The 22016-nt window shown below is 42.8% G+C and carries 20 protein-coding genes and 1 pseudogene; 17 read left to right on the top strand and 4 right to left on the bottom strand.

The features are described from left to right. Window positions 1–103: 103 nt before the first annotated feature. The 11 genes and pseudogenes from spoIIAA to MHH52_RS20265 all read left to right on the top strand — a co-directional run bounded on the left by spoIIAA (window position 104) and on the right by MHH52_RS20265 (window position 11434). A complete protein-coding gene (spoIIAA, locus tag MHH52_RS20315) occupies window positions 104–457 on the top strand; it encodes an anti-sigma F factor antagonist (protein WP_042129729.1) in 354 nt (117 codons plus the stop codon). Next, complete coding sequence (gene spoIIAB, locus MHH52_RS20310) at window positions 454–909, top strand: anti-sigma F factor (protein WP_042129726.1); 456 nt, start codon at window positions 454–456, stop codon at window positions 907–909. Before spoIIAA ends, spoIIAB begins: the two co-directional genes overlap by 4 nt. 11 nt (window positions 910–920) lie before the next feature. Continuing rightward, on the top strand, window positions 921–1676 hold the full coding sequence (gene sigF, locus MHH52_RS20305) for an RNA polymerase sporulation sigma factor SigF (RefSeq protein WP_042129724.1): 756 nt from the start codon (window positions 921–923) through the stop codon (window positions 1674–1676). 97 nt (window positions 1677–1773) lie between these two features. Then, window positions 1774–4107 (top strand): PAS domain S-box protein, encoded by a 2334-nt coding sequence (locus MHH52_RS20300; protein ID WP_340004217.1) that lies wholly within the window; start codon window positions 1774–1776, stop codon window positions 4105–4107. A gap of 40 nt (window positions 4108–4147) precedes the next feature. Then, complete coding sequence (locus MHH52_RS20295; protein WP_340004216.1) at window positions 4148–4810, top strand: response regulator transcription factor; 663 nt, start codon at window positions 4148–4150, stop codon at window positions 4808–4810. A 301-nt stretch (window positions 4811–5111) separates the two neighbouring features. Beyond that, complete coding sequence (locus MHH52_RS20290) at window positions 5112–6710, top strand: methyl-accepting chemotaxis protein (protein ID WP_340004215.1); 1599 nt, start codon at window positions 5112–5114, stop codon at window positions 6708–6710. 41 nt (window positions 6711–6751) lie between these two features. Further along, on the top strand, window positions 6752–7831 hold the full coding sequence (cheB, locus tag MHH52_RS20285; RefSeq protein ID WP_340004214.1) for a chemotaxis-specific protein-glutamate methyltransferase CheB: 1080 nt from the start codon (window positions 6752–6754) through the stop codon (window positions 7829–7831). A 187-nt stretch (window positions 7832–8018) separates the two neighbouring features. Next, window positions 8019–8456 (top strand): NADAR domain-containing protein, encoded by a 438-nt coding sequence (locus MHH52_RS20280; RefSeq protein WP_340004213.1) that lies wholly within the window; start codon window positions 8019–8021, stop codon window positions 8454–8456. A gap of 179 nt (window positions 8457–8635) precedes the next feature. After that, window positions 8636–9198: pseudogene (locus MHH52_RS20275) on the top strand (ATP-binding cassette domain-containing protein). Then, window positions 9188–11152: an ABC transporter permease gene (locus MHH52_RS20270; RefSeq protein WP_340004212.1), complete on the top strand. Its 1965-nt coding sequence runs from the start codon at window positions 9188–9190 to the stop codon at window positions 11150–11152. The pseudogene MHH52_RS20275 and the gene MHH52_RS20270 overlap by 11 nt, the downstream one beginning before the upstream one ends. Before the next feature lie 60 nt (window positions 11153–11212). Beyond that, window positions 11213–11434: a hypothetical protein gene (locus tag MHH52_RS20265; RefSeq protein ID WP_340004211.1), complete on the top strand. Its 222-nt coding sequence runs from the start codon at window positions 11213–11215 to the stop codon at window positions 11432–11434. 77 nt (window positions 11435–11511) lie between these two features. Here MHH52_RS20265 and MHH52_RS20260 read toward each other — a convergent pair whose 3' ends face one another. Beyond that, window positions 11512–12519 (bottom strand): ABC transporter substrate-binding protein, encoded by a 1008-nt coding sequence (locus MHH52_RS20260; protein ID WP_340004210.1) that lies wholly within the window; start codon window positions 12517–12519, stop codon window positions 11512–11514. Between the two features lie 213 nt (window positions 12520–12732). On the opposite strand from MHH52_RS20260, the gene MHH52_RS20255 reads away from it, so the two are divergent. The 5 genes from MHH52_RS20255 (at window position 12733) to MHH52_RS20235 (ending at window position 17989) form a co-directional block, all read left to right on the top strand. Next, complete coding sequence (locus MHH52_RS20255; RefSeq protein WP_340004209.1) at window positions 12733–13791, top strand: iron ABC transporter permease; 1059 nt, start codon at window positions 12733–12735, stop codon at window positions 13789–13791. After that, complete coding sequence (locus tag MHH52_RS20250; protein WP_340004208.1) at window positions 13791–14828, top strand: iron ABC transporter permease; 1038 nt, start codon at window positions 13791–13793, stop codon at window positions 14826–14828. Before MHH52_RS20255 ends, MHH52_RS20250 begins: the two co-directional genes overlap by 1 nt. Before the next feature lie 43 nt (window positions 14829–14871). Further along, a complete protein-coding gene (locus MHH52_RS20245; RefSeq protein WP_340004207.1) occupies window positions 14872–16587 on the top strand; it encodes an ABC transporter ATP-binding protein in 1716 nt (571 codons plus the stop codon). Between the two features lie 42 nt (window positions 16588–16629). After that, complete coding sequence (locus tag MHH52_RS20240) at window positions 16630–17670, top strand: NAD(P)/FAD-dependent oxidoreductase (RefSeq protein WP_340004206.1); 1041 nt, start codon at window positions 16630–16632, stop codon at window positions 17668–17670. An 82-nt stretch (window positions 17671–17752) separates the two neighbouring features. Beyond that, complete coding sequence (locus MHH52_RS20235) at window positions 17753–17989, top strand: hypothetical protein (protein ID WP_340004205.1); 237 nt, start codon at window positions 17753–17755, stop codon at window positions 17987–17989. A 328-nt stretch (window positions 17990–18317) separates the two neighbouring features. On the opposite strand, the gene MHH52_RS20230 is transcribed toward MHH52_RS20235, so the two are convergent. From MHH52_RS20230 to MHH52_RS20220, 3 genes are all read right to left on the bottom strand, one after another. After that, window positions 18318–18431: a spore germination protein gene (locus MHH52_RS20230; RefSeq protein WP_340004204.1), complete on the bottom strand. Its 114-nt coding sequence runs from the start codon at window positions 18429–18431 to the stop codon at window positions 18318–18320. 220 nt (window positions 18432–18651) lie between these two features. Then, window positions 18652–19674, bottom strand: coding sequence for an ABC transporter substrate-binding protein (locus MHH52_RS20225; protein WP_340004203.1), 1023 nt, complete (start codon window positions 19672–19674; stop codon window positions 18652–18654). A gap of 103 nt (window positions 19675–19777) precedes the next feature. After that, the gene (locus tag MHH52_RS20220) at window positions 19778–21238 is read right to left on the bottom strand and encodes an AraC family transcriptional regulator (protein ID WP_340004202.1); all 1461 of its coding nucleotides are present in this window, start codon (window positions 21236–21238) and stop codon (window positions 19778–19780) included. A gap of 272 nt (window positions 21239–21510) precedes the next feature. On the opposite strand from MHH52_RS20220, the gene MHH52_RS20215 reads away from it, so the two are divergent. Next, window positions 21511–21870 (top strand): (2Fe-2S) ferredoxin domain-containing protein, encoded by a 360-nt coding sequence (locus MHH52_RS20215; RefSeq protein ID WP_313640764.1) that lies wholly within the window; start codon window positions 21511–21513, stop codon window positions 21868–21870. Window positions 21871–22016: the final 146 nt, after the last annotated feature.

The following is a 22016-nucleotide window of genomic DNA, read 5'->3' as shown; positions in this document are numbered from 1 at the left end:
GGCAGGATTCCTGATTTGCCGCGTAGAAAACCTTGTCCTTGAAGGGAATATGTACTGTCTTTCAAGGTCAGTTTTCAAAGCAACGAAGAGGAGAGTGGCAAGCATGAATTCTCATGTGGAGATGGAGCATCACAGGGGTGTGTTGATTGTCCGTTTATCAGGGGAGCTGGATCATCACGCAGCCGATTTTGTAAGAATGGATATGGATGAAGCGATTATGCGTGGTCAGGTATCGCATTTGGTTCTTAGTCTTAAGCATCTGCAGTTTATGGACAGTTCAGGTCTAGGCGTGATTCTTGGAAGGTATAAACTGATCCACAGCAAAGGTGGAAAAATGGTTGTGTGTGATGCAACGGCACCTGTGAAGCGGCTTCTGGAAATGTCAGGCCTCTTCAAAATCATGCCCCTATATGACGACGAGAGCACTGCACTCTCGGATTTGGAGGTTGCGTTATGACTAATAGTAAGGCTGGTAACTTCATGAACGTGCAGTTCGCTGCACGCTCGGAGAACGAATCGTTCGCGCGTGTAGTTGTAGCGGCGTTCGTTTCCCGGCTTGATCCTACGATGGACGAGCTGAATGATCTGAAGACAGTCGTGTCGGAAGCGGTCACCAACTGTATTATTCATGGGTATGATAGTGATCCGGAAGGTATTGTGACCATTTCGGCATCACTGGACAACGAAACGGTACATCTAACCATTGAGGATCAGGGACGGGGCATTGAGGATTTGGAGCTGGCACAACAGCCGCTGTATACCTCTAAGCCAGAGCTGGAGCGGTCGGGCATGGGTTTTACTATTATGGAGAATTTCATGGATGAATTTGAAGTCACTAGTGAACCGGGACACGGTACTTCTATCTCAATGAAGAAAACCATCGTCTCGAAAAAAGCTTTATACAATTAGGGGTTGGAGCCATGGATGCAGAGTCAAAAAAAGCTCCGCCGACCTATTTGGACGATGCGGAGGTCAAACGTCTTATCGCGCTCAGTCAGGCCGGAGATAGTCTTGCCCGCGACACGCTTGTAAGCTGTAATATTCGACTGGTCTGGTCGGTGGTGCAGCGGTTTATGAACCGCGGGTATGAGCCTGACGATTTGTTCCAGATCGGTTGCATCGGACTGCTGAAGTCCGTTGATAAATTTGACCTCAGCTATGAGGTCAAGTTCTCCACCTATGCGGTGCCGATGATTATCGGTGAGATTCAGCGTTTCCTTCGTGACGATGGCACCTTGAAAGTCAGTCGTTCCCTTAAGGAAATGGCTAACAAGGTTCGCAAGATGAAGGATGAAATGTCTAAAACGCTTGACCGTCTGCCTACGATTGGTGAAGTTGCGGAAGCACTAGGGGTTACACCCGAAGAAGTGGTATTCGCTCAGGAAGCCAATAAACCGCCGACCTCTATCCATGAGACTGTGTTTGAGAACGATGGCGATCCGATCACGTTGATTGATCAAATCGCTGACGAATCACAGGAGCGTTGGTTCGATAAGCTGGCATTAAATGAAGCTATCGGAGGTCTCAGCGAACGTGAACGTCTGATCGTCTATCTTCGCTACTATCGTGATCAAACGCAGTCGGAGGTCGCCAGTCGTCTTGGGATCTCTCAAGTGCAGGTATCCCGGCTGGAGAAGAAAATATTGCAGAATATCCGTGAGCAGATTGCTCAGTAGGATAAAGTTATTCATGTAATGACGCTTGTAAAATAGCGAATTAGAACAAAAAGCCGCCCCGAAAAGGGGGGGCTTTTTATGTGGAGGTGATCTCAATATGCATTCGCTCGGTGACGAGAATGTGATCACATGGTCTATGGATAGGGAAGAAAATCTGCTGACGATGTCGAATGTTTTAGAGGAATGGGTAGGTTGCACAAGTAAGGCTATACCGCATAGTCCTGATTTTTTGCGGGAACTTGTGTATGTAGTGGATCTTAATCGATATGATGCCTACATGGAAAGATTAAATGCTGGTCATATCAGTAGTCTTGAGTATCGGATGCAAGGACCTACTGAAGGACTAAAGTGGGTTCAAAGTATCGGCACGCCAACTCTAAATAAGGAGAACAAGGTCTGCCGAATAGATGGAGTTATGCTGGACATTACTGAACAAAAAACGGTGCAAATTCAATTAGAAAGCACATTTTCTTTGTATCAACAGATGTTCTCTAACCTTGACGTGGCGATTTGGTCTTATGATTACGTAGCAAAGAAAGTGCTGTTTATATCGGATGCCGTTCTCAATATCACCGGTTATTCCGTTGAACAGGCGAAAGAGGATGATTTTTGGTTCCGTATTGCTCATAAGGAAGAAGACCCCTTGATTCAGGAGATCCTATCAACGGCTCGGCAGGGGATTCCAAAGCTTAGTGAATATCAAATCATCCACGCAAGTGGTGAGCCTCGATGGATACAGGTCAGAATCATACCCAGTCTGGATGAATCCCAAGCGGTGGTTCGGCTTGACGGAATCTTGGCAGATATCACGGAAAGAAAGTTGATGGATATTACATCAACAGTAGATGTAGAGAACAAGCTGGTGCAGCGTGAAGCAGAGTACAAACTTATTATTAATAACATGAAGGATATGATGGGTGTACTGGATCAGAAAGGGAATTTCATTGTAGCATCCCCCTCCTGTGAGACCCTAATCGGTATTCCTGTAGGCTTAATCAAGGACACTACCATACTAGAGTATATCGATCCAGATGAGCAAGAAATCTTGCGTGAACAGATATCAAATATTTTTCGGACAAAAGCAAGCAAGATGTTTTACAATCGTTTTATTCATTCAAAAGGTTATATCCTAAATTTAGAATGTCTTGCTACTCCCGTTCTAAGTGAGGATGGAGAAGTAGTGAGCATTGTGATTGTAGCAAGAGACATTACTAAGAGAGTCCAAATGGAAAGAGAATTAAGAGAAAGCGAAGAGTTCAATCAGCAGCTGATCGAGGTAACTGCTAGCTCAATTTTGTACAAAGGAAAAGTCGCATGCATCTCTATATTTAGAGATATAAGTGATCGGAAAAAAGCAGATGAGGACAGACAACATGCAGAGCAGATTATTCGTGAGAGTGAGGAAAGGTATTTTCGTTTGCAGATGAGTCTGGACCAGTTCTCACATGATCTTTTTGGTGTGATGAAGATTAGCCATATGGAACAGCGGTTAATTAGAGAAGTCAGAGATATACTGCAGGTAACCAATATTAATCTAATCGAAGTTGAATCTAACTATGATAAATTATGCGAAATTATTGAAACTGAGCAAGGGTATTCACTCAAGATCGGGGAGTTCCGAGGAAAAAGCTATTTACTATCGATTAACGAGAAGACCAGTTCATTGGAAATCAGTTCTATTCGTGTATGGCTTGAGACGATTACCCGTTATGTCAGTGTTCTCTTTGATCATTTTTTGCTTATCGAAGATTTAATTAAGGATCTTGAGCTAGCGGCTTCCAAGCAAGTGGCTCCTACATGGCTTCTCCGCTTTATGTTTAATTTATCAGAGAATGAGCGAAAACGGCTTGCTCAGGATTTACACGACTCAGCGCTTCAAGAACAGATTATCTGGTATCGTAAGCTGGATCTTCTTTTAGGTAATAAGTCTATCAATGAGGAACTTAGGGAACAGCTAGAACAGGTGGCAGAAGGTTTACTCGATGTTATCTATCAACTGCGGATTATTTGTAACGAGCTCAGACCCCCTGCACTAGTTAATGAGGGACTTATCTCTTCGCTGGAGACGTTATTTGAATTTACGCAACTACGTACCAACTATCAGATTTATTTCGAGTCAGAAGCATTCACACATAAGTTAGATGATGAAGTGCTTATAGGACTGTACCGTATTGTGCAAGAGCTTTTAGCTAATGCAGCGAAGCACTCTTTTGCGACAGAAGTCTACATCACCTTAGCTAGTGAAGGCAAACAGATTCATTTGAATTATGAAGATAACGGAATTGGAATGAGTCTTCTAGGAGAGAATTCGCTTGAAAGTATGGGTATTTATGGTATGAAGGAAAGGGTTCGAAGTATGGATGGGACGATAGCATTCCACTCGCCAGAGAAAAAGGGACTAGCGGTCAATATATCTATACCTGCAGATTAATCATGCGGCATAACAATTGGATAGAGGTGTAGTAGTAGGCATGATTCAAATATTGTTAGTGGATGACCATCCATCTGTTATGGAAGGGACTAGAATGATATTAGAACAAGAAGGAGATATGAAGGTTACTCTAGCCAATTCAGCCCACGAGGTGCTTGAAATGGTGAGTAGTCATTCTTTTGACGTAATGTTATTTGATCTTCATATCGCTGATGTGAATGGGATTGATTTGGCAAAACAAGTATTAACAATGAACGCGGATGCGATTATCTTAATCTATACCGGATACGAATTTACTAACAAATTTAACTTGATGATCGAATCGGGGATATTTGGGTTTATCTCAAAAACGACCAATAGAGAGCAGTTGATTACTGCGGTACGCTGTGCATTAAGAGGGGAAGTCATTTTACCGCAGACCTTAGTCAAGCAGTTGAGAAAAGTATCGTCTAAAGGATTAGAAATCAATGATGAACAAACAACCTCTATGATTAGCAAAAGGGAACATGAAATGCTGACAGAAATTGCAAAAGGAAAAAGTAACAAGGAAATAGCGGAGATTGTGCTTATGAGTCAGCGTTCTCTCGAATATAGCTTAACGAATTTATTCCAAAAGCTAAATGTGAAATCTAGAATTGAAGCGGCTATAACAGCTAAACGGTTGGGAATATTAAAGGAATCAGATTTTACTAATTCATTGTGAAAATACGTAACAATCCTATAGATCGAAATCCCGTTCACTGGATGGTGAGACGGGATTTTTTGTTTAAATATAAGAAAGTGTAAGTTTTACCAATACTTTATATCTTATATTTCTCGCATAAACGCTTACCGTCCTTATAGGGACGGTAAGCGTTTATGCTTGTGCGCTTTTTTGCGGGGGTACGCAATAATTTTGCGTGAGTACGCCATTTTTTTTCGGTTACCATATTCTGCTTACAGTTTATGATGAAATAGTTCCTAAGAATTACTAAAAATTGACTAGCGTAATGAGGTGCAGAAGGATGAAATGGTTTTATAATTTAAGAACAGCAGTGAAGTTAATCTCCGCATTTGTGTTGGTATCGGCCATATTATGCTTCGTAGGATTCTATGGAATAAGCAATTTGAGTAAGATGGATGAGTCCATCGTGGATATGTATAACAATCGCTTAACACCGATTGCATATCTCGGTGAAGCGAATGAACTCTTTTTAACGAATAGAATAAATATCCGAGATATAAACACGATGGCCAAAAACGAGGAAAAGAAAAAGGAGTACCGAGATAAAATACATAAGAATGTCCAAAGTATTGAAGACATCATGATTAAATATAACAAGACAGAGTTGAGAGAAGAAGAATTAGAGAAGATGAAGGATTATCCTGAGATCTGGCAACGCTATATCACAAGTGTGGATCATGCGATTGAAATAGATAAGATGAACATCAGTAATGAAGAATATACGAATTATTTGCTAACAGGAGATTTACAGCTGGCTACTTCAGAGATGACGAATTTCCTGCAAGGTCTAATTGACATCAACATGAAGCAGGCACAGGGATCCAGTGATTACGCAAATAAACTATATCAATCCTCTCGTTTGATTACCTTTAGTGTTACTATCATTGCACTTCTTATCAGTGTGGGTTTTGGTTATCTAATCTCGCAAATTATCGCCCGGCCTCTTAATCAAGTGATGCGCTTACTAGGCAAAGTAGCTAATGGAGACTTAAGCGAAACTTCGAATCTGGATTCCAAGGACGAGATCGGAAAACTCGCGAATTCCGTTAATGAAATGGTTCTGAACTTAAGGCGCACCGTTGGAGGCATTTTATCCTCTGCGGAAAGTGTCTCGGCTGCTGCGCAGCAAATCTCTGCAAGTACTGAGGAAGTAGCTAGTGGTAGTATGAGTCAAGCCACTGCAGCACAAACGATGAATGAGTTATTCCGTGAATTATCTGAAGCGATTAATTCAGTAGCTCAAAGTGCAGAGCATGCCTCAGAGCTGTCAGATCAGACTATGCGTATTGCTCAGGATGGAGGTGCAGTAGTTACCGACTCCATACAAGGAATGAGGCTGCTAAACAATCAAATGTCTAGTCTAGAAGAAGGCTCTGATAAAATTGGGCAGATTATTGCGGTCATTGATGATATTGCAAAACAGACAAATCTGCTGGCCCTAAATGCAGCAATAGAAGCTGCTCGTGCAGGTGAACAGGGCCGAGGTTTTGCCGTGGTTGCGGATGAAGTAAGGAAGTTAGCAGAGCGGAGCAGTGAGGCTACGAAACAAGTCACGAATATTATTAAAGAAATGCAGAAGAATACGCAGCATAGCGTGAAGGCTGTTGTAGAAGGTGTAGCTTTTTCACAAAAAAATGGGGACGCCTTTGATCATATTCTCTCTATGGTGAACGAAACCGCACATAAAGTAACAGAAATAGCTGCTGCGAGTGAAGAACAGGCCGCACAATCATCAGAGGTGATGTACTCGATCGAGAGCATATCGGCAGCGACGGAAGAAATGGCGGCAAGCAGTAGTGAAACAGCAACGACGGCTAATGCATTAGCACAGCTAGCGGAGGAACTGAATGCTCTCGTATCTATTTTTAAAGTTAAATAAACACTGGCGTGGGTATCATCATTGATTGGAGAGGAGAAGTAGTGCAAAAGTTAAAAGTGCTCGTTGTAGCTACTTCAGTAATGATGCGTAAACAGATCTCGAACCTTATTTCGGAGGATTCAACTATCGAGGTCATTGGAGCTGCTCGAAATGCATCCGAAGCGGTTAGTATGGTTCAAGAACTTAGGCCTGATGTTGTGACTATAGATATAGAAGTGCCGGAATTGAATAGTTTAGTAGCACTCTCAAGCATTATGTCACAGCGCCCAACACCCATCCTTATTCTGAGCTCAGGGACAAAAGATGGAATAACAGCAACCATCACAGGTCTACAGAATGGTGCAGTGGACTTCATATCCAAGCCAATCCAGTCCTATGGACCTGATTTATCCAAAATAAAAGACGAGCTAATATTCAAAATTAAACAAGCTGCCCAAATCCCATTGAGAACCCTCATCCTTAATAATATAACTGTCTCCAAAGTGGTTACAGGACAACAGGATGAAGAAAATTCTAAGACCGGATGTATGGAAGAATTGGATCAAATCGTGACAATAGGATGTGGAGTAGGTGGCCCGAAGGCGCTTGAGATCGTAATTAGCTCGCTCCCGGCGAACTTCCCATACCCCTTGCTAATCGTTCAGCATATGCCGGCCAAGTACACGGAAGTATTGGCAGAACGATTGAATCGGTTCTCAAGTGTACGGGTGGTTGAGGCGAAGGATGATCAGTTGGTACTCGGCGGAACGGCATATATCGCACCTGGTAATTGTCATATGACCGTAGTTCAGCAAGGGCAAGAATGTAGAATCAAACTTCACAAGAAAGCTCCAGTGAACGGGCAACGTCCATCCATTGATGTATTGTTCGATTCCATCTCTGGATTAAAGAGCCTGAAGCAGCATTTGATCCTGATGACCGGAGTGGGAAACGATGGCGCGAGAGGAATGCTCTCTGCTAAACAAGTAGGCGCCCAATCAACTATCGTAGAATCGCAAGAGACTTCTATTGTAAATGAAATGCCTGAAGCGGCGCTGGCGTTTGGGTGTGTGGATTATGAAGTGTCGTCACATTTGTTAGCCACGAAGATTATGGAGGTTACGGGGGAGTTGCGGCGGTAGGTGGGGGAAGAGTTTTTAGAGCCTTTTTTATAAAGGCTCTTTTTTTGTAGCTAAAATTACTGCTCCGATTATTACCAGTATACTTATGATAATCAGTTGTGACTTTACTATTATTGGAAGTCAGCTTATGATCCTTATAGAAGTTATTATTTTAAGGTTACATAATCTCTGAAAGGTATGATTAACTATGGCAATTAGATTTTATAAAGTTAATGATGAGTATGGATGTTTTTCGAATTTCTCAAAGCACGGATTTGAGTTAGATGGGAAGTATTGGCATACGAGCGAGCACTATTTTCAAGCTCAGAAGTTTGTTGGTAGTATCTATGAAGAAGAGATACGAGTAGTGGAATCACCTATGGATGCGGCAAACATGGGACGTGATCGGAATAAACCTTTAAGAGTAGATTGGGAACAGGTAAAGGATGAAGTGATGAAAAAAGCTGTCTTACAAAAATTTCTGACCCATCTTGATATTCGGGAGATTCTAATCTCTACATCACCTGAGGAAATCATTGAAGAAACAACCAACGATTATTATTGGGGGTGTGGTTCAAAAGGCACAGGGAAGAACATGCTTGGGAAAATTTTAATGGAGGTCCGTTCGACTCTTGAACTAGAATAGACTTGAACCCAAACACATGCGATCACATAGCCATGTGTTTTTTACTTCGTTCCCTCCAAACAACTTCTGTGAGCAATCTAACAAACGAACTCTCCACTTGCCTTTATAGTGTTTACAGGAATACCATAATTCCATTTAATGTTAATTCACTCCGAGCTATGAAGGGGGAAGGTGCGAGCATGCCCATTCTAGAAGTAGAGAATCTCTCTAAAGAATATAAAGGCAAGGGAAAAACGAATGTTTTTCAGGCGTTAAACGGGATAAGCCTGAGTGTGGACAGCGGGGAGTTTGTGGCGATTATGGGGCCTTCAGGGAGCGGAAAAACAACGCTTCTGAATATCCTTAGCGGAATCGACACGGATTATAGTGGGGTTGTGCGAATTGCAGAGACTAGTATAAGCGAGATGTCCAAGAACGAGCTTGCGTTTTTTCGCCGGCAGCGAATGGGGTTCGTTTTTCAGGATTACAATCTGCTGGATAGTCTGACCCTACGGGGAATTTGGATTCCAAATCCTCGAGTACGGTGATGAAAACCTTTGCCAAGCTGAACACTCTGAAAGGAGCGACGATTGTGATGGTCACGCATGATCCTTTTGCGGCCAGCTATTGTAATCGCGTGCTTTTTATCAAGGATGGGAAGGCTCTATTAGAGATTGCTAGAGAAAATAAAGAGCGCAGAGCATTTTTAGATATGATTCTGAAGAACCTGGCCTTTATTGGAGGGGGAGAAGATGACCTTTAGAAGAATGGCTTATCAGATCTTTAAGGCGAATCTTAGAAGATATTTGTTATTTTTTCTATGCAGCAGCTTTACGATCATGATCTTCTTCATCTTTTATTCGCTCTATACGAACCCTGATTTTAATGACCCTTATCAAGTGAATGGGATGGTATCAGGTAATTTATATGCTCCTTTTCTTGTTATGCGAGTGTTTGCTGTTCTGTTTATTCTGTATGCTCAAATGGCCTTTGTGAAATTCAGAAAAAGCGACTACGGGCTGTTAATGGTCCTGGGGATGACGAGTCACAATATCCGTAAAATAATTATTTTCGAAAATAGCATGATCGCTATAGCTTCGATTCTTATCGGTTTAGGTGCAGGAACGGTCTTCTCAGGTATTTTTTTCTTCTTCGTTTCGAAGTTTGTTGATATTGGGGACAGTGCTTTTACACTGACGATAGATAGTTATTTGCATACAATTATATTCTTCGCAGTCATATATATAGTAGTGATTGTAGTCAATCTATTGTTAACCTTGAGATACAACATGGTGCGTCTATTAAAAGAATCCAAAACCGCAGAACGCAGCCTGATTCATGGGAAAATCGCTGGGTTCATCGGAGTCGTACTTTTAGGAATCGCTGTTTATGATATGCTTAGTCATTACAGTTATACTAACGGCAATGCTATGTTAAGAAGTATCGGAATTAGTATAGTGGGAGTCTATTTCTTGATGTCTGGACTTGGGGGTTGGATGCAACTAATCCTATCGCGATCGACCGGATCTTATCATAAGCACCTACTGTTCACCTCCGATTTGAACTATACCCTTGGACGGTCTCGAATCGTGCTTTCTCTCATCACCTTCCTCGTCTTCATCACGATTTCTCTAAGTAGTATTATATTTTTTATAACCTGGGATTCTCAAAAGATTGCGGTTAAGAATAACCCGTATCATATCGCCTATACCGAAGTATTTGGGAAAAATAGCATTACACCAGAGGCACTCAACGAGATCACGTATCATGGAGCCACACCTCTGATTTCACACCAAGAACTGGAATATATCGATTTGTTTGATTTCAAAATATTCTCGGACCAGGGCATAAACTCTTTAACCGCCAGCGATTATCATGTAGAGAAAGGTCACTTTCTTAATCTTGCTTTAGTTGCTCAAGGAGAGGAGCTTAAGAATCAAAGACCAGAAATGCCAACTTTTGAAATGCAGCTTTCCTCCGGCAACCAAACGCTGCACTCACAAGGTTTCGTATTAAAAATGGTATTCAATCCTGTGCCGATTCTCATGAATGGACTTCATATCATTGTGAATAAAGATGATTATGCGGCTCTGAAAGCGGAGCATATGAATGCGATCGGGAATCTTCAGCTCCTTAATTTCAAGGATTGGAAGAAGACAGGAGAAATAGATGCTAAGTTAAATGCGGCTTTAGCCAAATATAACAAGGACAATACGGAGTCCTGGTATGGGGATGATCGGCATGATGCCAGTGCATTCTCCACCAAGTCTAGAATAAATGAATATTCACAGCTACAGGAGTCTGGCCGATTTGGAATTATCATATTTACGTTTGTAGGTCTACTATTTTTTATTGCTTCCGGTGTAGTGTTGCATTTCAGTATCTTGACGGATCTAGAGCGAGCGAAGATCAAATTCAGGAAGCTGAACAAGATTGGGATTACTTCTAAGGAAGCTGCCCAAATCATAGGTAAACCCTTTAAAGTACTGTTTTTTCTCCCTTATGTATTAGGTACAGCGCTAGCTACTTTTTATGTAGTTAGTTCTTCTAGGATTGAAATGTCTACAGCCCTGGCTCCCTTTGCTTTCTGTCTGTTAGTAGGCGGGGCGTATCTTGTGTTTCAAGTACTCTTTTATAATGTATATACCAAAATATACACTCGTAACATGCTGACTCATATCCAATTACTCGAAATTCCCTTACCAGAAGAAAAGTGATACCAATTTAATTCCAAATATGATAATCTAAACAAACGAAAAAACGTGGGGGGATTCCGTTTGAAGAGGGTTTTATCCAGAATTGCAGCGGCATTGTTGATCTTGACCCTAATTGCTATAGTCACTTGCTTCTATATTGGTGAATTCACCTATGCGTATTTATTGATTTTAGTACTATTTTTCGTATTTGCGGGTATGGGGCAGCTCTACAAGCTTAAGAATGATGAGTATATGTACAAAAAGTTAAATAAAACCGATCAGTATGAGGATTATACTAGATGATAACATTCATTACATTACCAAAACACCCCACTTTAGGCGATGCCTAATCAGTGGGGTGTTTCTTTGTGTACCTATTCTTATTTCTTACCGTTACGCTCAAGAATCATATCTACGAACAGATCGATTTGCGCAGTAATGGCAATAGGATCATAGCGGTAGAAGGTATCAAAATCGTTGTAAAACAGATGATCGTTCTTCGCGGCAGCAAGTCCGTTCCAGACTGGTGATTCTTTTAATTCCTTCAGCTTATCGCCTTTTTTATCAGGATCATAAGTAGTTAGGAACATGTAGTCAGCAGCATATTCTGGCAATAGCTCCATGGATAGCTGCAGTGTTTGGTTGTCATTGCTGTTCTTAGTAGGCATTTTCAGCTTAAGTGCATTATAAAGGGCTTGTCCACCACGGCCCGCATTGTTACCGAAGGTCCATAGCTCACCTTTGTCTGTCAGCTCATAGATTCCGAATGTATCATTTTCATTCACGACACCTTTAAGCTTTTCGCGGCCTTCAGCAGCCTTTTTCTCAAAGTCAGCAATGAATTGCTCGGCTTTGTCAGGCGCTCCTACAATATCTCCGAACAGTTTTACGGTTTCATAGATATTCGTAGCGGTTCCGTACGGAATGTGAATGGTTGGAGCAATTTTGGATAAAGCATCGTAGTTGTCATCGTACATAACGACTATTAGATCAGGTGTAAGTTCTAGAGCTTTCTCTGCGTTGACTGGAGCACCGACATCTTGTGTGTTTTTGAGTAGGTCTTTCAAGAAGGGATTGTCAAAAGTACTAGGTTCGACACCTACAATGTTAGCTCCAACGGATAGCAATTCGCCGCCATAATAATCTGTAACGATTCGCTGAGGTTTAACTGGAATTTGCACAGTACCTTTAGTAGTTTCATAGTTACGCGTTTCAGTAGCGGAAGCATCAGGAGCAGCCGTTGCTTCTGCAGTCGGGGCTGTTGTTGCTTCGGTTGTAGCTGTTGGTGTATTAGATGAAGCGTTGTTATTTCCCCCGCAGGCGGCCACAAATACGGACAATAACATTGTGAGTGCCAGGATGGGGAAGAGGGTCTTTCTTTTAAACATGGTAAACCTCCCTATGTATACGTGTTAACTAATAATAATGAGAATCATTATCAACATTATTTTCAATTTGAACTTTATCAAATCTAAGAATGCCTGTCAATGCAATAAATTAAATAGCACCAATTAAATCTATCTATTGCCAAACCTAAGAAATGTAATTTACAATAGTCTAATGATAATGAGAATCAATTTCATAGAAATAGGGTGGCATTCATGAATCAACAGATAACTACCAGGATAGGAGCCGATAAAGGAGTAGTTAAACGAGAATTTCGTTCACGTCCTTGGGCGGCAACATTAATCTTGGTTGGCGGTCTGGCGCTATTATTATTAGGTATAGCTGTTTCCGTCTCCTTCGGCGCAGCAGATATTAAGCTGTCTGTGGTGTGGTCAGCTGTGTTTCACTTCGATCCGGAGATCATGGATCATCAGATTATTAGAGAATTAAGATTACCTCGTGTACTTGGAGGGGCAATGATAGGGGCTAGCTTTGCAGTTGCAGGCGCCATTATGCAGGGGATGACGCGAAATCCATTGGCTGATTCAGGTCTGATGGGTATCAACTCAGGTGCAGGATTTGCGCTCGCACTGTGTTTTGCCTTTTTTCCAAATTTATCGTTTATGTATTTGATTCTATATTCTTTCGTGGGTGCCGGCGTAGGCGCGGGCGTCGTATACGGAATTGGATCACTTGCTAAGGGAGGATTAACTCCTGCTCGTTTAGTACTGGCGGGTGCTGCTTTTAGTGCACTTTTGTCGGCGCTGAGTGAAGGGGTAGCTTTATATTTTCACATCGGTCAAGATTTGGCTTTCTGGTACGCCGGAGGCTTGGCTGGGACGAAATGGATTCAACTCAAAATTATGTTCCCTTGGATAGGAGCTGCTTTAATTGGTGCAATGGTAATCTCTCGATCGATCACGATGCTCAGTTTAGGTGACGATGTTGCGAAAGGTCTAGGTCAGCGTATAGGGCTTGTGAAGTTGGCAGGCGCATTAATCGTATTGATTTTGGCCGGATCATCGGTTGCCGTAGTTGGTGCAGTTGGTTTCATTGGACTTATTATTCCGCATTTGACACGTTTTTTTGTGGGTGTAGATTACAGATGGATCATTCCTTGTTCAGCGATTCTTGGCAGTCTACTTGCTGTATTTGCAGATTTAACTGCGCGGATGATTAATCCACCTAATGAAACGCCACTTGGCGCTATTATTGCACTGATCGGTGTACCTTTCTTCCTTTATCTTGCACGTAAAGAAAGGAGGGAGCTGTAATGATGGAAAAGACTACATTCGGTTCCTTCGAAGCCGCCAAGAATAAACGGGGCTTAATTATAATGATTTCGTTAGTTGTACTGATAGTTATTGCTTTTATTATTAGTATGAATACAGGATACATACGTTTAACTCCTATGGAGTTGATTAATACATTGTTCGGTAAAGGAACCGATAAGCAGGAGTTAATCTTGTTTCAGTTTCGGTTACCACGTATTGTGATCTCCGTTCTAATTGGAGCAGGTCTGGCTGTATCCGGTGCTGTGATGCAGGGCGTCTTTCGCAATGCTTTGGCGGACCCTGGTATCTTAGGGATTAATGCTGGTGCAGGAATCATGGTTATGCTGTTAATTTCTTTTTACCCGACGGCAACCGCGGCTCCAGTGTATCTGCTGCCGATGGTAGCGTTCGTAGGTGCGGGGGTAACAGCTGCCTTAATCTATGCTCTAGCTTATAAGCGGCACCAAGGAATATCGCCTATGCGCCTACTGTTGACTGGTGTAGCTGTCGCAGCTGGGATGAGTGCAGCTATGATCGTGCTTACGCTAAGGCTTGATCCAGAAAAATACCAATTCGTCGCTACCTGGCTGGCAGGTAGCATTTGGGGAACAAGCTGGAAGTTTGTACTTTCTCTTCTACCGTGGATTCTTATTCTGGTGCCTTATGTCATCTATAAGGCAAGGGTGATGAACGTACTGAATCTAGGGGAGCAGACCGCTGTGGGACTTGGTGCCGCAGTAACGAAGGAACAATTTCGGCTTCTTGCGGCTGCAGTAGGGTTAGCAGCGGCGAGTGTCGCTGTCAGCGGCGGCATTGGTTTTGTGGGATTGGTCGGACCCCATTTGGCGAGACGGCTAGTTGGACCGAAGCATCAACTCATGCTTCCAACTTCGGCACTGCTTGGGTCACTGCTCGTTATTACAGCGGATACCATTGGACGATGGATCCTTCAGCCGTCTGAGATTCCTACGGGTATCGTTGTTGCTGTGATTGGAGCACCATACTTTTTGTATTTGTTAGCCCGTACGAAATCTTGATGAAAGTAGGCTGATCTCTCACCAGAAGGAGCGAATTCTTACCATGTTGCGTCGTTTTTTTGCTTACTATAGGCCCTATAAGGGATTGTTTATTCTTGATTTTTCCTGTGCTATTGCTGCTGCACTACTTGAACTGGTCTTTCCGCTGGCTGTTAACCGGGTAGTAGATGATCTTCTACCAACAGGCAATTGGAAATGGATACTATATTCTTGCCTTGGCTTGCTAGGAATTTATATCGTCAGTTCCTTTATGCATTTTGTCGTCACTTATTGGGGGCATAAGCTAGGGATCAATATCGAGTCGGATATGAGAAAAAAGCTGTTTGATCGAGTGCAGAAGCTTTCGTTCAATTTCTTTGATAATAACAAGACAGGCCATTTGGTCTCACGGATGACAAATGATCTGATGGACATCGGTGAGATTGCCCACCATGGACCGGAGGATCTTTTTATAGCAGTAATGACGCTGCTCGGTGTATTCGGCATCATGCTCAGTATCAATTGGCAATTAGCTATTCTGACGTTTGTTATCGTTCCGCTGATGATTTATTTATCCATGTACTTCAGCCGGAAAATGTCTAAAGCCTTCCACATCATGTTCGCGGACATTGCCGACTATAACGCACGCGTGGAGAATAATGTGAGTGGGATCCGCGTTGTGCAAGCTTTTGCTAACGAGAATCATGAAATTTCCCGCTTTGCGGTGAATAATGAGCGCTTCCGTATTACGAAGCTATTGACCTATCGGATTATGGCATGGAACTCATCCTTTAGCTTTATTTTAATGAAACTTGTCTCTCTATTCGTTCTACTCTGTGGAACATATTTTGTAATTCAGAAGCAAATGACTTACGGTGAATTCATTGCCTTTGTGATGTTGTCCAATGTCTTCTTAGGACCGTTGCAACAGATTAACTCGGTCATTGAGACATATCCAAAAGGTATTGCTGGTTTCAAGCGTTATCTCGAATTGCTGGAGACGGAACCGGATGTCGCTGATGCTAAAGACGCCAAGCCAGTTCATGAACTTACGGGGAATATTATCTTCAATGATGTGGCTTTCGCTTACAGCGATAAAGAAAAGGTTCTCCGCAATGTGAATCTATCGATTCCAGCAGGAGAAACCGTTGCTCTAGTCGGTCCATCCGGTGCGGGGAAAACAACGCTATGTAGTCTATTGCCTCGTTTCTATGATGTAAGTGGAGGTAACATTACCATTGATGGAATGGATATTCGCTCCATGACGCTTGAATCTCTTCGTTCCCATATCGGGATTGTACAACAAGATGTATTCCTGTTCGACGGAACCATCCGTGAGAATATCGCTTACGGGCGGTTGGGAGCCTCCGATGAAGAAATCTGGGAGGCAGCACGGCGCGCTCAACTGGAAGATCTGATCAAGTCCCCACCTGCTGGACTCGACACTATGATCGGGGAACGGGGCGTCAAGCTCTCCGGAGGTCAGAAGCAGCGGCTATCCATTGCCCGGATGTTCTTGAAGAATCCAACGATTCTTATTCTGGATGAAGCCACATCGGCCCTGGATACCGAGACGGAGTCTGCTATTCAGGAGGCACTTGCGGAGTTGTCACAAGGTCGTACGACGCTGGTTATTGCTCATCGGCTGGCAACGATCAAGAATGCCGATCGTATTGTTGTCGTTGCGGAAGGCGGTATCGCAGAACAAGGCAGACATGAAGAACTGTTACAGACTACCGGATTTTACAGTCGACTACATGAGGCTCAATTTGGGGCGTAAGCAGCTCAGGTCATCAATAGAATATACTTTTGGAGGGACATAATGAACAATCAACTGGAATTATACGATGTAACTATTATTGGCGGCGGACCTGCTGGGATGTATACAGCTTTTTATAGTGGAATGAGAGACCTCAAGACGAAGTTGATTGAAGCGAAGGATGAGCTCGGAGGAAGAATGCTTATTTATCCTGAAAAAATGATCTGGGACGTAGGTGGCGTAACGCCGACTCTCTGTCATCAGCTGATCGGGCAGCTCAAGGAGCAGGCTCAGACCTTTGAACCAACCATTGTGCTGGGGCAGCTAATCATGAAACAGGAGAGACAAGAAGACGGGACGTATATCTTAACCTCATCAACTGGCGAACAACACTGGACACGAACCGTCATTTTAGCAATTGGCTACGGAATTTTACAAATGGCTAAGCTCGAAATTGAAGGTGCAGACCGCTATGAAGTGACGAATCTTCATTATACCGTTCAGGAGCTAGAGCCATTCCGTGGCAAAAGAGTGCTGATCTCCGGTGGAGGTGACTCCGCAGTTGACTGGGCGAATGAACTGGAGTCCATCGCAGCAAGTGTAACGATTGTGCACCGTCGTGAACAGTTTGGTGGTCATGAGAAAAATATTGTACGGATGAAGGAATCTTCAGTCAATGTCCGCGTGCCCTATACAGTAAGCCAATTACACAGCAGTAATGGGGAAACGATAGATCAGGTGACGATCAACCACATAGAGACAGGTGAAACAGAGCAATTTGAAGTGGATGCAGTTATCGTAAACCATGGTCTTAAGAGCGATTTTGGACCGTTAAAAGAGTGGGGCCTTGATATGGGCGAATGGTGTGCGAATGTATCTGATAAGCTGGAGACCAATCTCCCAGGCATATTTGCAGCTGGTGACTTTGTCGATTATACGAGTAAGGTACGTTTAATTGCAGGTGCTTTCACGGATGCGGTTCTGGCGCTTAATAGTGCCAAGCTGTACATAGATCCAAATGCAGCTAAAGTTGCTTATGTGTCTTCTCACAATGAGCGGTTCAAGGAGAAGAATAAGGCGCTTGGTGTCGTTGACGACCATTAATAGCGGTAAATTCTCAAGGAATAGGTTTGATTTTAGTGTAGAGCGTATAGGGTTTCTTATCCATTTCGGGAAAATATAACGATTGAACGAGATCGGGAAAATCTTGAACAAGGAGCAGCAGGCTGTAAAGTGGGTGGCGGATTTCAATCAGAAGCTGGAAGCGAAGAAAGCGGAATTGGCCGATCTGATCACAGCTCACAAAAAGGTGGCCATAATCGAAATAGCTGGTAAAGAGCTATACCTTTATGGATCCTCTTATGGGCGAGGAGGGGAGATCCTATATAATGGATTAGGGCTACATGCTCCTGATCTTGTATAAGATGTAGCTTTTAAGGAAGGCTGGGCTTCCCTTTCTCTCGAAGCGCTGCCCGAGTATCAAGGAGAAGCTGATTATATATTCCAGGGCTTCAGCCGTGGTGTGGAGCAGGATAAGCTGGATATTCTGGACAGCGTCTTCTGGCAAAGCCTACCTGCTGTTAAGGCAGGTCAAATGCGCTGGACAAGCAGCTGGATGAGATTGTAGCGGTGCTGAAGTCTTTTCAATAAGTTAAACAATAAAGGGATGTCCGTTAAGCCGCTGTGGCTTCGGACATCCCTTTTTGGGCTGCACTTGCAAGCTAAGGAACACTAGAAGTTCCATTACTTGCTTAAAAAAGAATGATGAACAAAAAAATAGCGACGCACCCTTCTAGAAGATTTCCAGAAACATCGTCAGGACGCTCAATATTATATACTATCGGAAAAGGAGAAAAAGGGTTCATTATTTAGTTCGTCTAACAACACGGTACATTTGGATGAAGGAAAAGTATTTCTGATATATATATTACCTTATTTCTGTTTGTGTAATTTCGTAGTTATTAGAAGAACATGCTGAAGATGATGAGCCTTCAATCAGCAAAATGACAAATACCCCACTGCTCCAACATTGCTGAAGGCAGTAGGGTACTATAGTTAATAGATTTGGAGAACTCTCATCCCCGTTTATTTTGTAAGCCAATCGGCCAGCTCTTCGGTCTGGGTTAATACTGCGATAGGGTCATAGTACCAGGAACGTTCTTCTTTCCAAACATAGAGGTGTCCATTTTTGACAGCAGGAAGGTTGCCCCAGAATGAATCAGCCTTGTAATCAGCTTCTGTAAGGTTATTTGAGGTTAAGATAATATAATCTCCTGCATACTTAGCGAGTGCTTCTTTAGATATTTCCGCCCATTGTTTCTCCATAATCTCAGCGGCTACAGCTGTAGGAGGCTTACGACCTAGCGCCTGATAGATGGGCTGTTCACCTCTGCCAAAGTTATCGCCATAGACCCAGATGGATTTTCCACCGTCTTCCATGATGGAGAAGGTTGCATCTGCTGGGAGGACCTTGTCCACTTTTGCTTTAGCTTCGGCTATCCGTTTGTCATAATCTGCAAGCCAATTTTTTGCTTCTTGTTCCTTTCCAAGGAGTTCTCCGAAATAGGTTAATTCTGCATGAGCATCTTTTAGATCCCCGTAAGGCACAATGATGGTAGGAGCAATTTTGCTAAGCGTTTCATAGCTTTCTGCTTGTCCCGAAATAATCAAGTCAGGATTTAGTGCGATGATTTTTTCAGGTGACATTTTACCGTACGCTCCTGTGTCTGTAACACCGGTAAGAGCCTCCTTATAATACATATTTTCTAGGGTCAAGCCTGGAGCTCCGATAGGGATGGTATCAAGTGCTATTAGACTTCCCAAGTATTCCTCAGCGACAATTCGTTTAGGATGAACAGGGATTTCAACATCACCTTTTATGGTACTTACTGTCTTGACAGTAGGGGTTTCAACACTTTCTGCTTCTTGATTAGTTTCGGTTGGTGCTTGTGTTGCTGCTGTTGTATTGCTGGTGTTACTGGTACCACCTGTATTCTCCACCGTAGTATTGAAATTTCCACAAGCTGATATGACTAGAATTAACGTCAGCATGAGGGGAAATAGAAGCCAGTGATTCTGTTTCGTAGTATTCTTTTGTAGATTATGCAATTTGTTGTTCCTCCTATGGTAATTGATTATCATTCTCAATAAGAACTTTACAATCTTCACTGGTTATTTACTATGGACGAATATGATCTTTGCTTGTGCATATTTATGATGTCATCACACGTAGTAATTCTTGAAGTTGTGCTTGAGAAGACAGTGGATGAAATCCATAGAACATGTCACCCTTGTTCAGGATGTATACCCGATTTTTACGGACTGCATCTAACTGTTTCCAATCACGAGAACGCAGAAGGCGAGAGAGGCGTTTTCTTCCCTCAGAAGATGATGGGATGCTAGTGATAATAATATAGTCTGCAGGATAGGATCCGATTTCCTCAATAGATGATACTAGATACCCCGAATCCATTATTCCGTTCTCCATAATGATGGATGGTGGCTTGAATCCAAGATCTCCGTACAAAATCTGACAACCCCTACCGTAACTGCTACTGAAACAATACGCTGCTCGGGAACTAAGTTCCCAAACGATAGCCATCCCTCTTTCCGAACCTATCGAATGGTTCAGTTTCTTGTTGGCAGCATGGCAGAGCCCATCGTAATGACCTAACCATTCTTCTGCTCGCTGTCGCCGATTGACCACATCAGCGATCAAACCAAATTGCTCTCGCCAGCTCATTTGCATAAAGGGTAATTCAATGACCGGAGCAACTGGAGTCAGGATCTTATTCTCTGGAATATTGTAGCTGATAATGATATCTGGCTCTGCTGAAGCTATCGAATCAAATATGAGGGAAGAGCTACTTTCGTTCATCGTTAGTTGTTTGGAGGCTGGCACTTGCTCCAAGCTCCGATGCCAATCCGAATAAACACCGAGTTGAGGTATGATTTCTAGTACCCGTAGGATAGCTGTGTGATTGTAGTTCAAAGCTACAATTTTTTTGTTCTTGTTCTGATAGGCCGTAGGTGAAAGACCCACAAGCTGCTTGAATTTACGGCTCAGATAAGTCCCTTCTTCATAACCAACCTCATGCGCCAGAGTTGTTAGATTTGGGGAACTGGTGAGGATTCGTTGCTGTGCTCTGCGGATTCTTAACAGTGTAATATAAGCGCTGAAAGTTTGACCCATAATTTTACGAAAGGTACGTGAGAAGTGTTCAGGGCTTACCCCAGCTAACGTAGCCATCTGCTCCCGAGTGATATCTTCGTTGTAATGAGCTTCTATGTAATCAAACACATGTTCAAGCCAGCTTCCTGATGTCTCCTTTTTTGCAGCCAGTTCATGATGAAGATCCACGATGAATTGAGTGAATAATTGCTGGACCTTAAACGGTTTTCGATCATCGGGTTCTATCCAAGCACTGTAAAGCTCACCTGATAGTGCGATCAATTGTGTGGAGGCGTGGTGTAAGGAGGAGCGGCCATTTAGAAAATAATCCTCTTGACTACGGTTGGCCATTCTGGTGTACTCTATCCACTTCCCCTGTAACTGTTGCTCAGTCTCTAGCTTCAAATTTGAAGATGCTGCAAAGGTGATGATGCTTCCGGGTTTGAGGCTATGAGGTTCGCCATCTATCTCAAGCTGCCCCTTACCTTCCCAGACAATCATAATACAGGAATTCGTAGCTGGGCTGTTATCGGTTACGTAGTGGGAAAGACTTTTGGCTACTAATCTTAACAGGCATATAAAAAGGATGGGAATGATGTGGCATCCCGCCGGATTGGATGGGCATGGTAGAAATCGCTCCCTTTTTTCAGTGATAATCATTCTCAATTATAGTATACCAGTCTTTCTTTCTATTGACTATAATGGCTCTTATGATAGTGTTTAGAATAATCCGTTAACGGAATATTATTAGGCATGAAAGGAATGGGGATTTCATGACAACTTGGAATTTACAAGGAACCGTAAGTCATTTGTTGATATGTAATGGTAGCAGCTGCAAGAAACACAAAGGTGAAGAGGTAGCTGAAGCGATAGAAGATGAGATTGAAAAGCAAGGTGCACAGAGTCTTATACATACGACGGTAACCCGTTGTAATGGTAGATGTTCAGATTCCTGCGTCGTGATCGCATACCCTGAAGGCGTGTGGTATAAAGAGATCACACCTAAATCAGCGAAATCGCTAGTACGGAAGCATTTACAGGGCGAGAGACTTGAAGATCATCTACTGTACACATATGATGGGCAGCTGATTGCAGCAGATGACAAGGGAGCTAAAGGGAAGAAGAAGAAATAGCTGTTCGCTAATGAAGCTTCGCAGCAAGGGGAATTCATAGTAGAAATGATTGAAATACCGTCAAAGTGCTGGCGGTATTTTTTTATAATTCATACGTCACACTATACATCATCCGTATATTTCTAGGAGAACCGATTGTCTTTTAA

The organism is Paenibacillus sp. FSL K6-0276 (assembly GCF_037977235.1).
Taxonomy (GTDB): Bacteria; Bacillota; Bacilli; order Paenibacillales; family Paenibacillaceae; genus Paenibacillus_AQ.
Note: the sequence above shows the minus strand (reverse complement) of the source record. Positions and strands in the feature narration are given on the sequence as shown.

Coding starts and splice junctions, on each gene's coding strand:
- spoIIAA (WP_042129729.1), top strand. CDS start 104: ATGAATTCTCATGTGGAGATGGAGCATCACAGGGGTGTGTTGATTGTC.
- spoIIAB (WP_042129726.1), top strand. CDS start 454: ATGACTAATAGTAAGGCTGGTAACTTCATGAACGTGCAGTTCGCTGCA.
- sigF (WP_042129724.1), top strand. CDS start 921: ATGGATGCAGAGTCAAAAAAAGCTCCGCCGACCTATTTGGACGATGCG.
- MHH52_RS20300 (WP_340004217.1), top strand. CDS start 1,774: ATGCATTCGCTCGGTGACGAGAATGTGATCACATGGTCTATGGATAGG.
- MHH52_RS20295 (WP_340004216.1), top strand. CDS start 4,148: ATGATTCAAATATTGTTAGTGGATGACCATCCATCTGTTATGGAAGGG.
- MHH52_RS20290 (WP_340004215.1), top strand. CDS start 5,112: ATGAAATGGTTTTATAATTTAAGAACAGCAGTGAAGTTAATCTCCGCA.
- MHH52_RS20280 (WP_340004213.1), top strand. CDS start 8,019: ATGGCAATTAGATTTTATAAAGTTAATGATGAGTATGGATGTTTTTCG.
- MHH52_RS20270 (WP_340004212.1), top strand. CDS start 9,188: ATGACCTTTAGAAGAATGGCTTATCAGATCTTTAAGGCGAATCTTAGA.
- MHH52_RS20260 (WP_340004210.1), bottom strand. CDS start 12,519: ATGTTTAAAAGAAAGACCCTCTTCCCCATCCTGGCACTCACAATGTTA.
- MHH52_RS20255 (WP_340004209.1), top strand. CDS start 12,733: ATGAATCAACAGATAACTACCAGGATAGGAGCCGATAAAGGAGTAGTT.
- MHH52_RS20250 (WP_340004208.1), top strand. CDS start 13,791: ATGATGGAAAAGACTACATTCGGTTCCTTCGAAGCCGCCAAGAATAAA.
- MHH52_RS20245 (WP_340004207.1), top strand. CDS start 14,872: ATGTTGCGTCGTTTTTTTGCTTACTATAGGCCCTATAAGGGATTGTTT.
- MHH52_RS20240 (WP_340004206.1), top strand. CDS start 16,630: ATGAACAATCAACTGGAATTATACGATGTAACTATTATTGGCGGCGGA.
- MHH52_RS20230 (WP_340004204.1), bottom strand. CDS start 18,431: ATGAACCCTTTTTCTCCTTTTCCGATAGTATATAATATTGAGCGTCCT.
- MHH52_RS20220 (WP_340004202.1), bottom strand. CDS start 21,238: ATGATTGTCTGGGAAGGTAAGGGGCAGCTTGAGATAGATGGCGAACCT.
- MHH52_RS20215 (WP_313640764.1), top strand. CDS start 21,511: ATGACAACTTGGAATTTACAAGGAACCGTAAGTCATTTGTTGATATGT.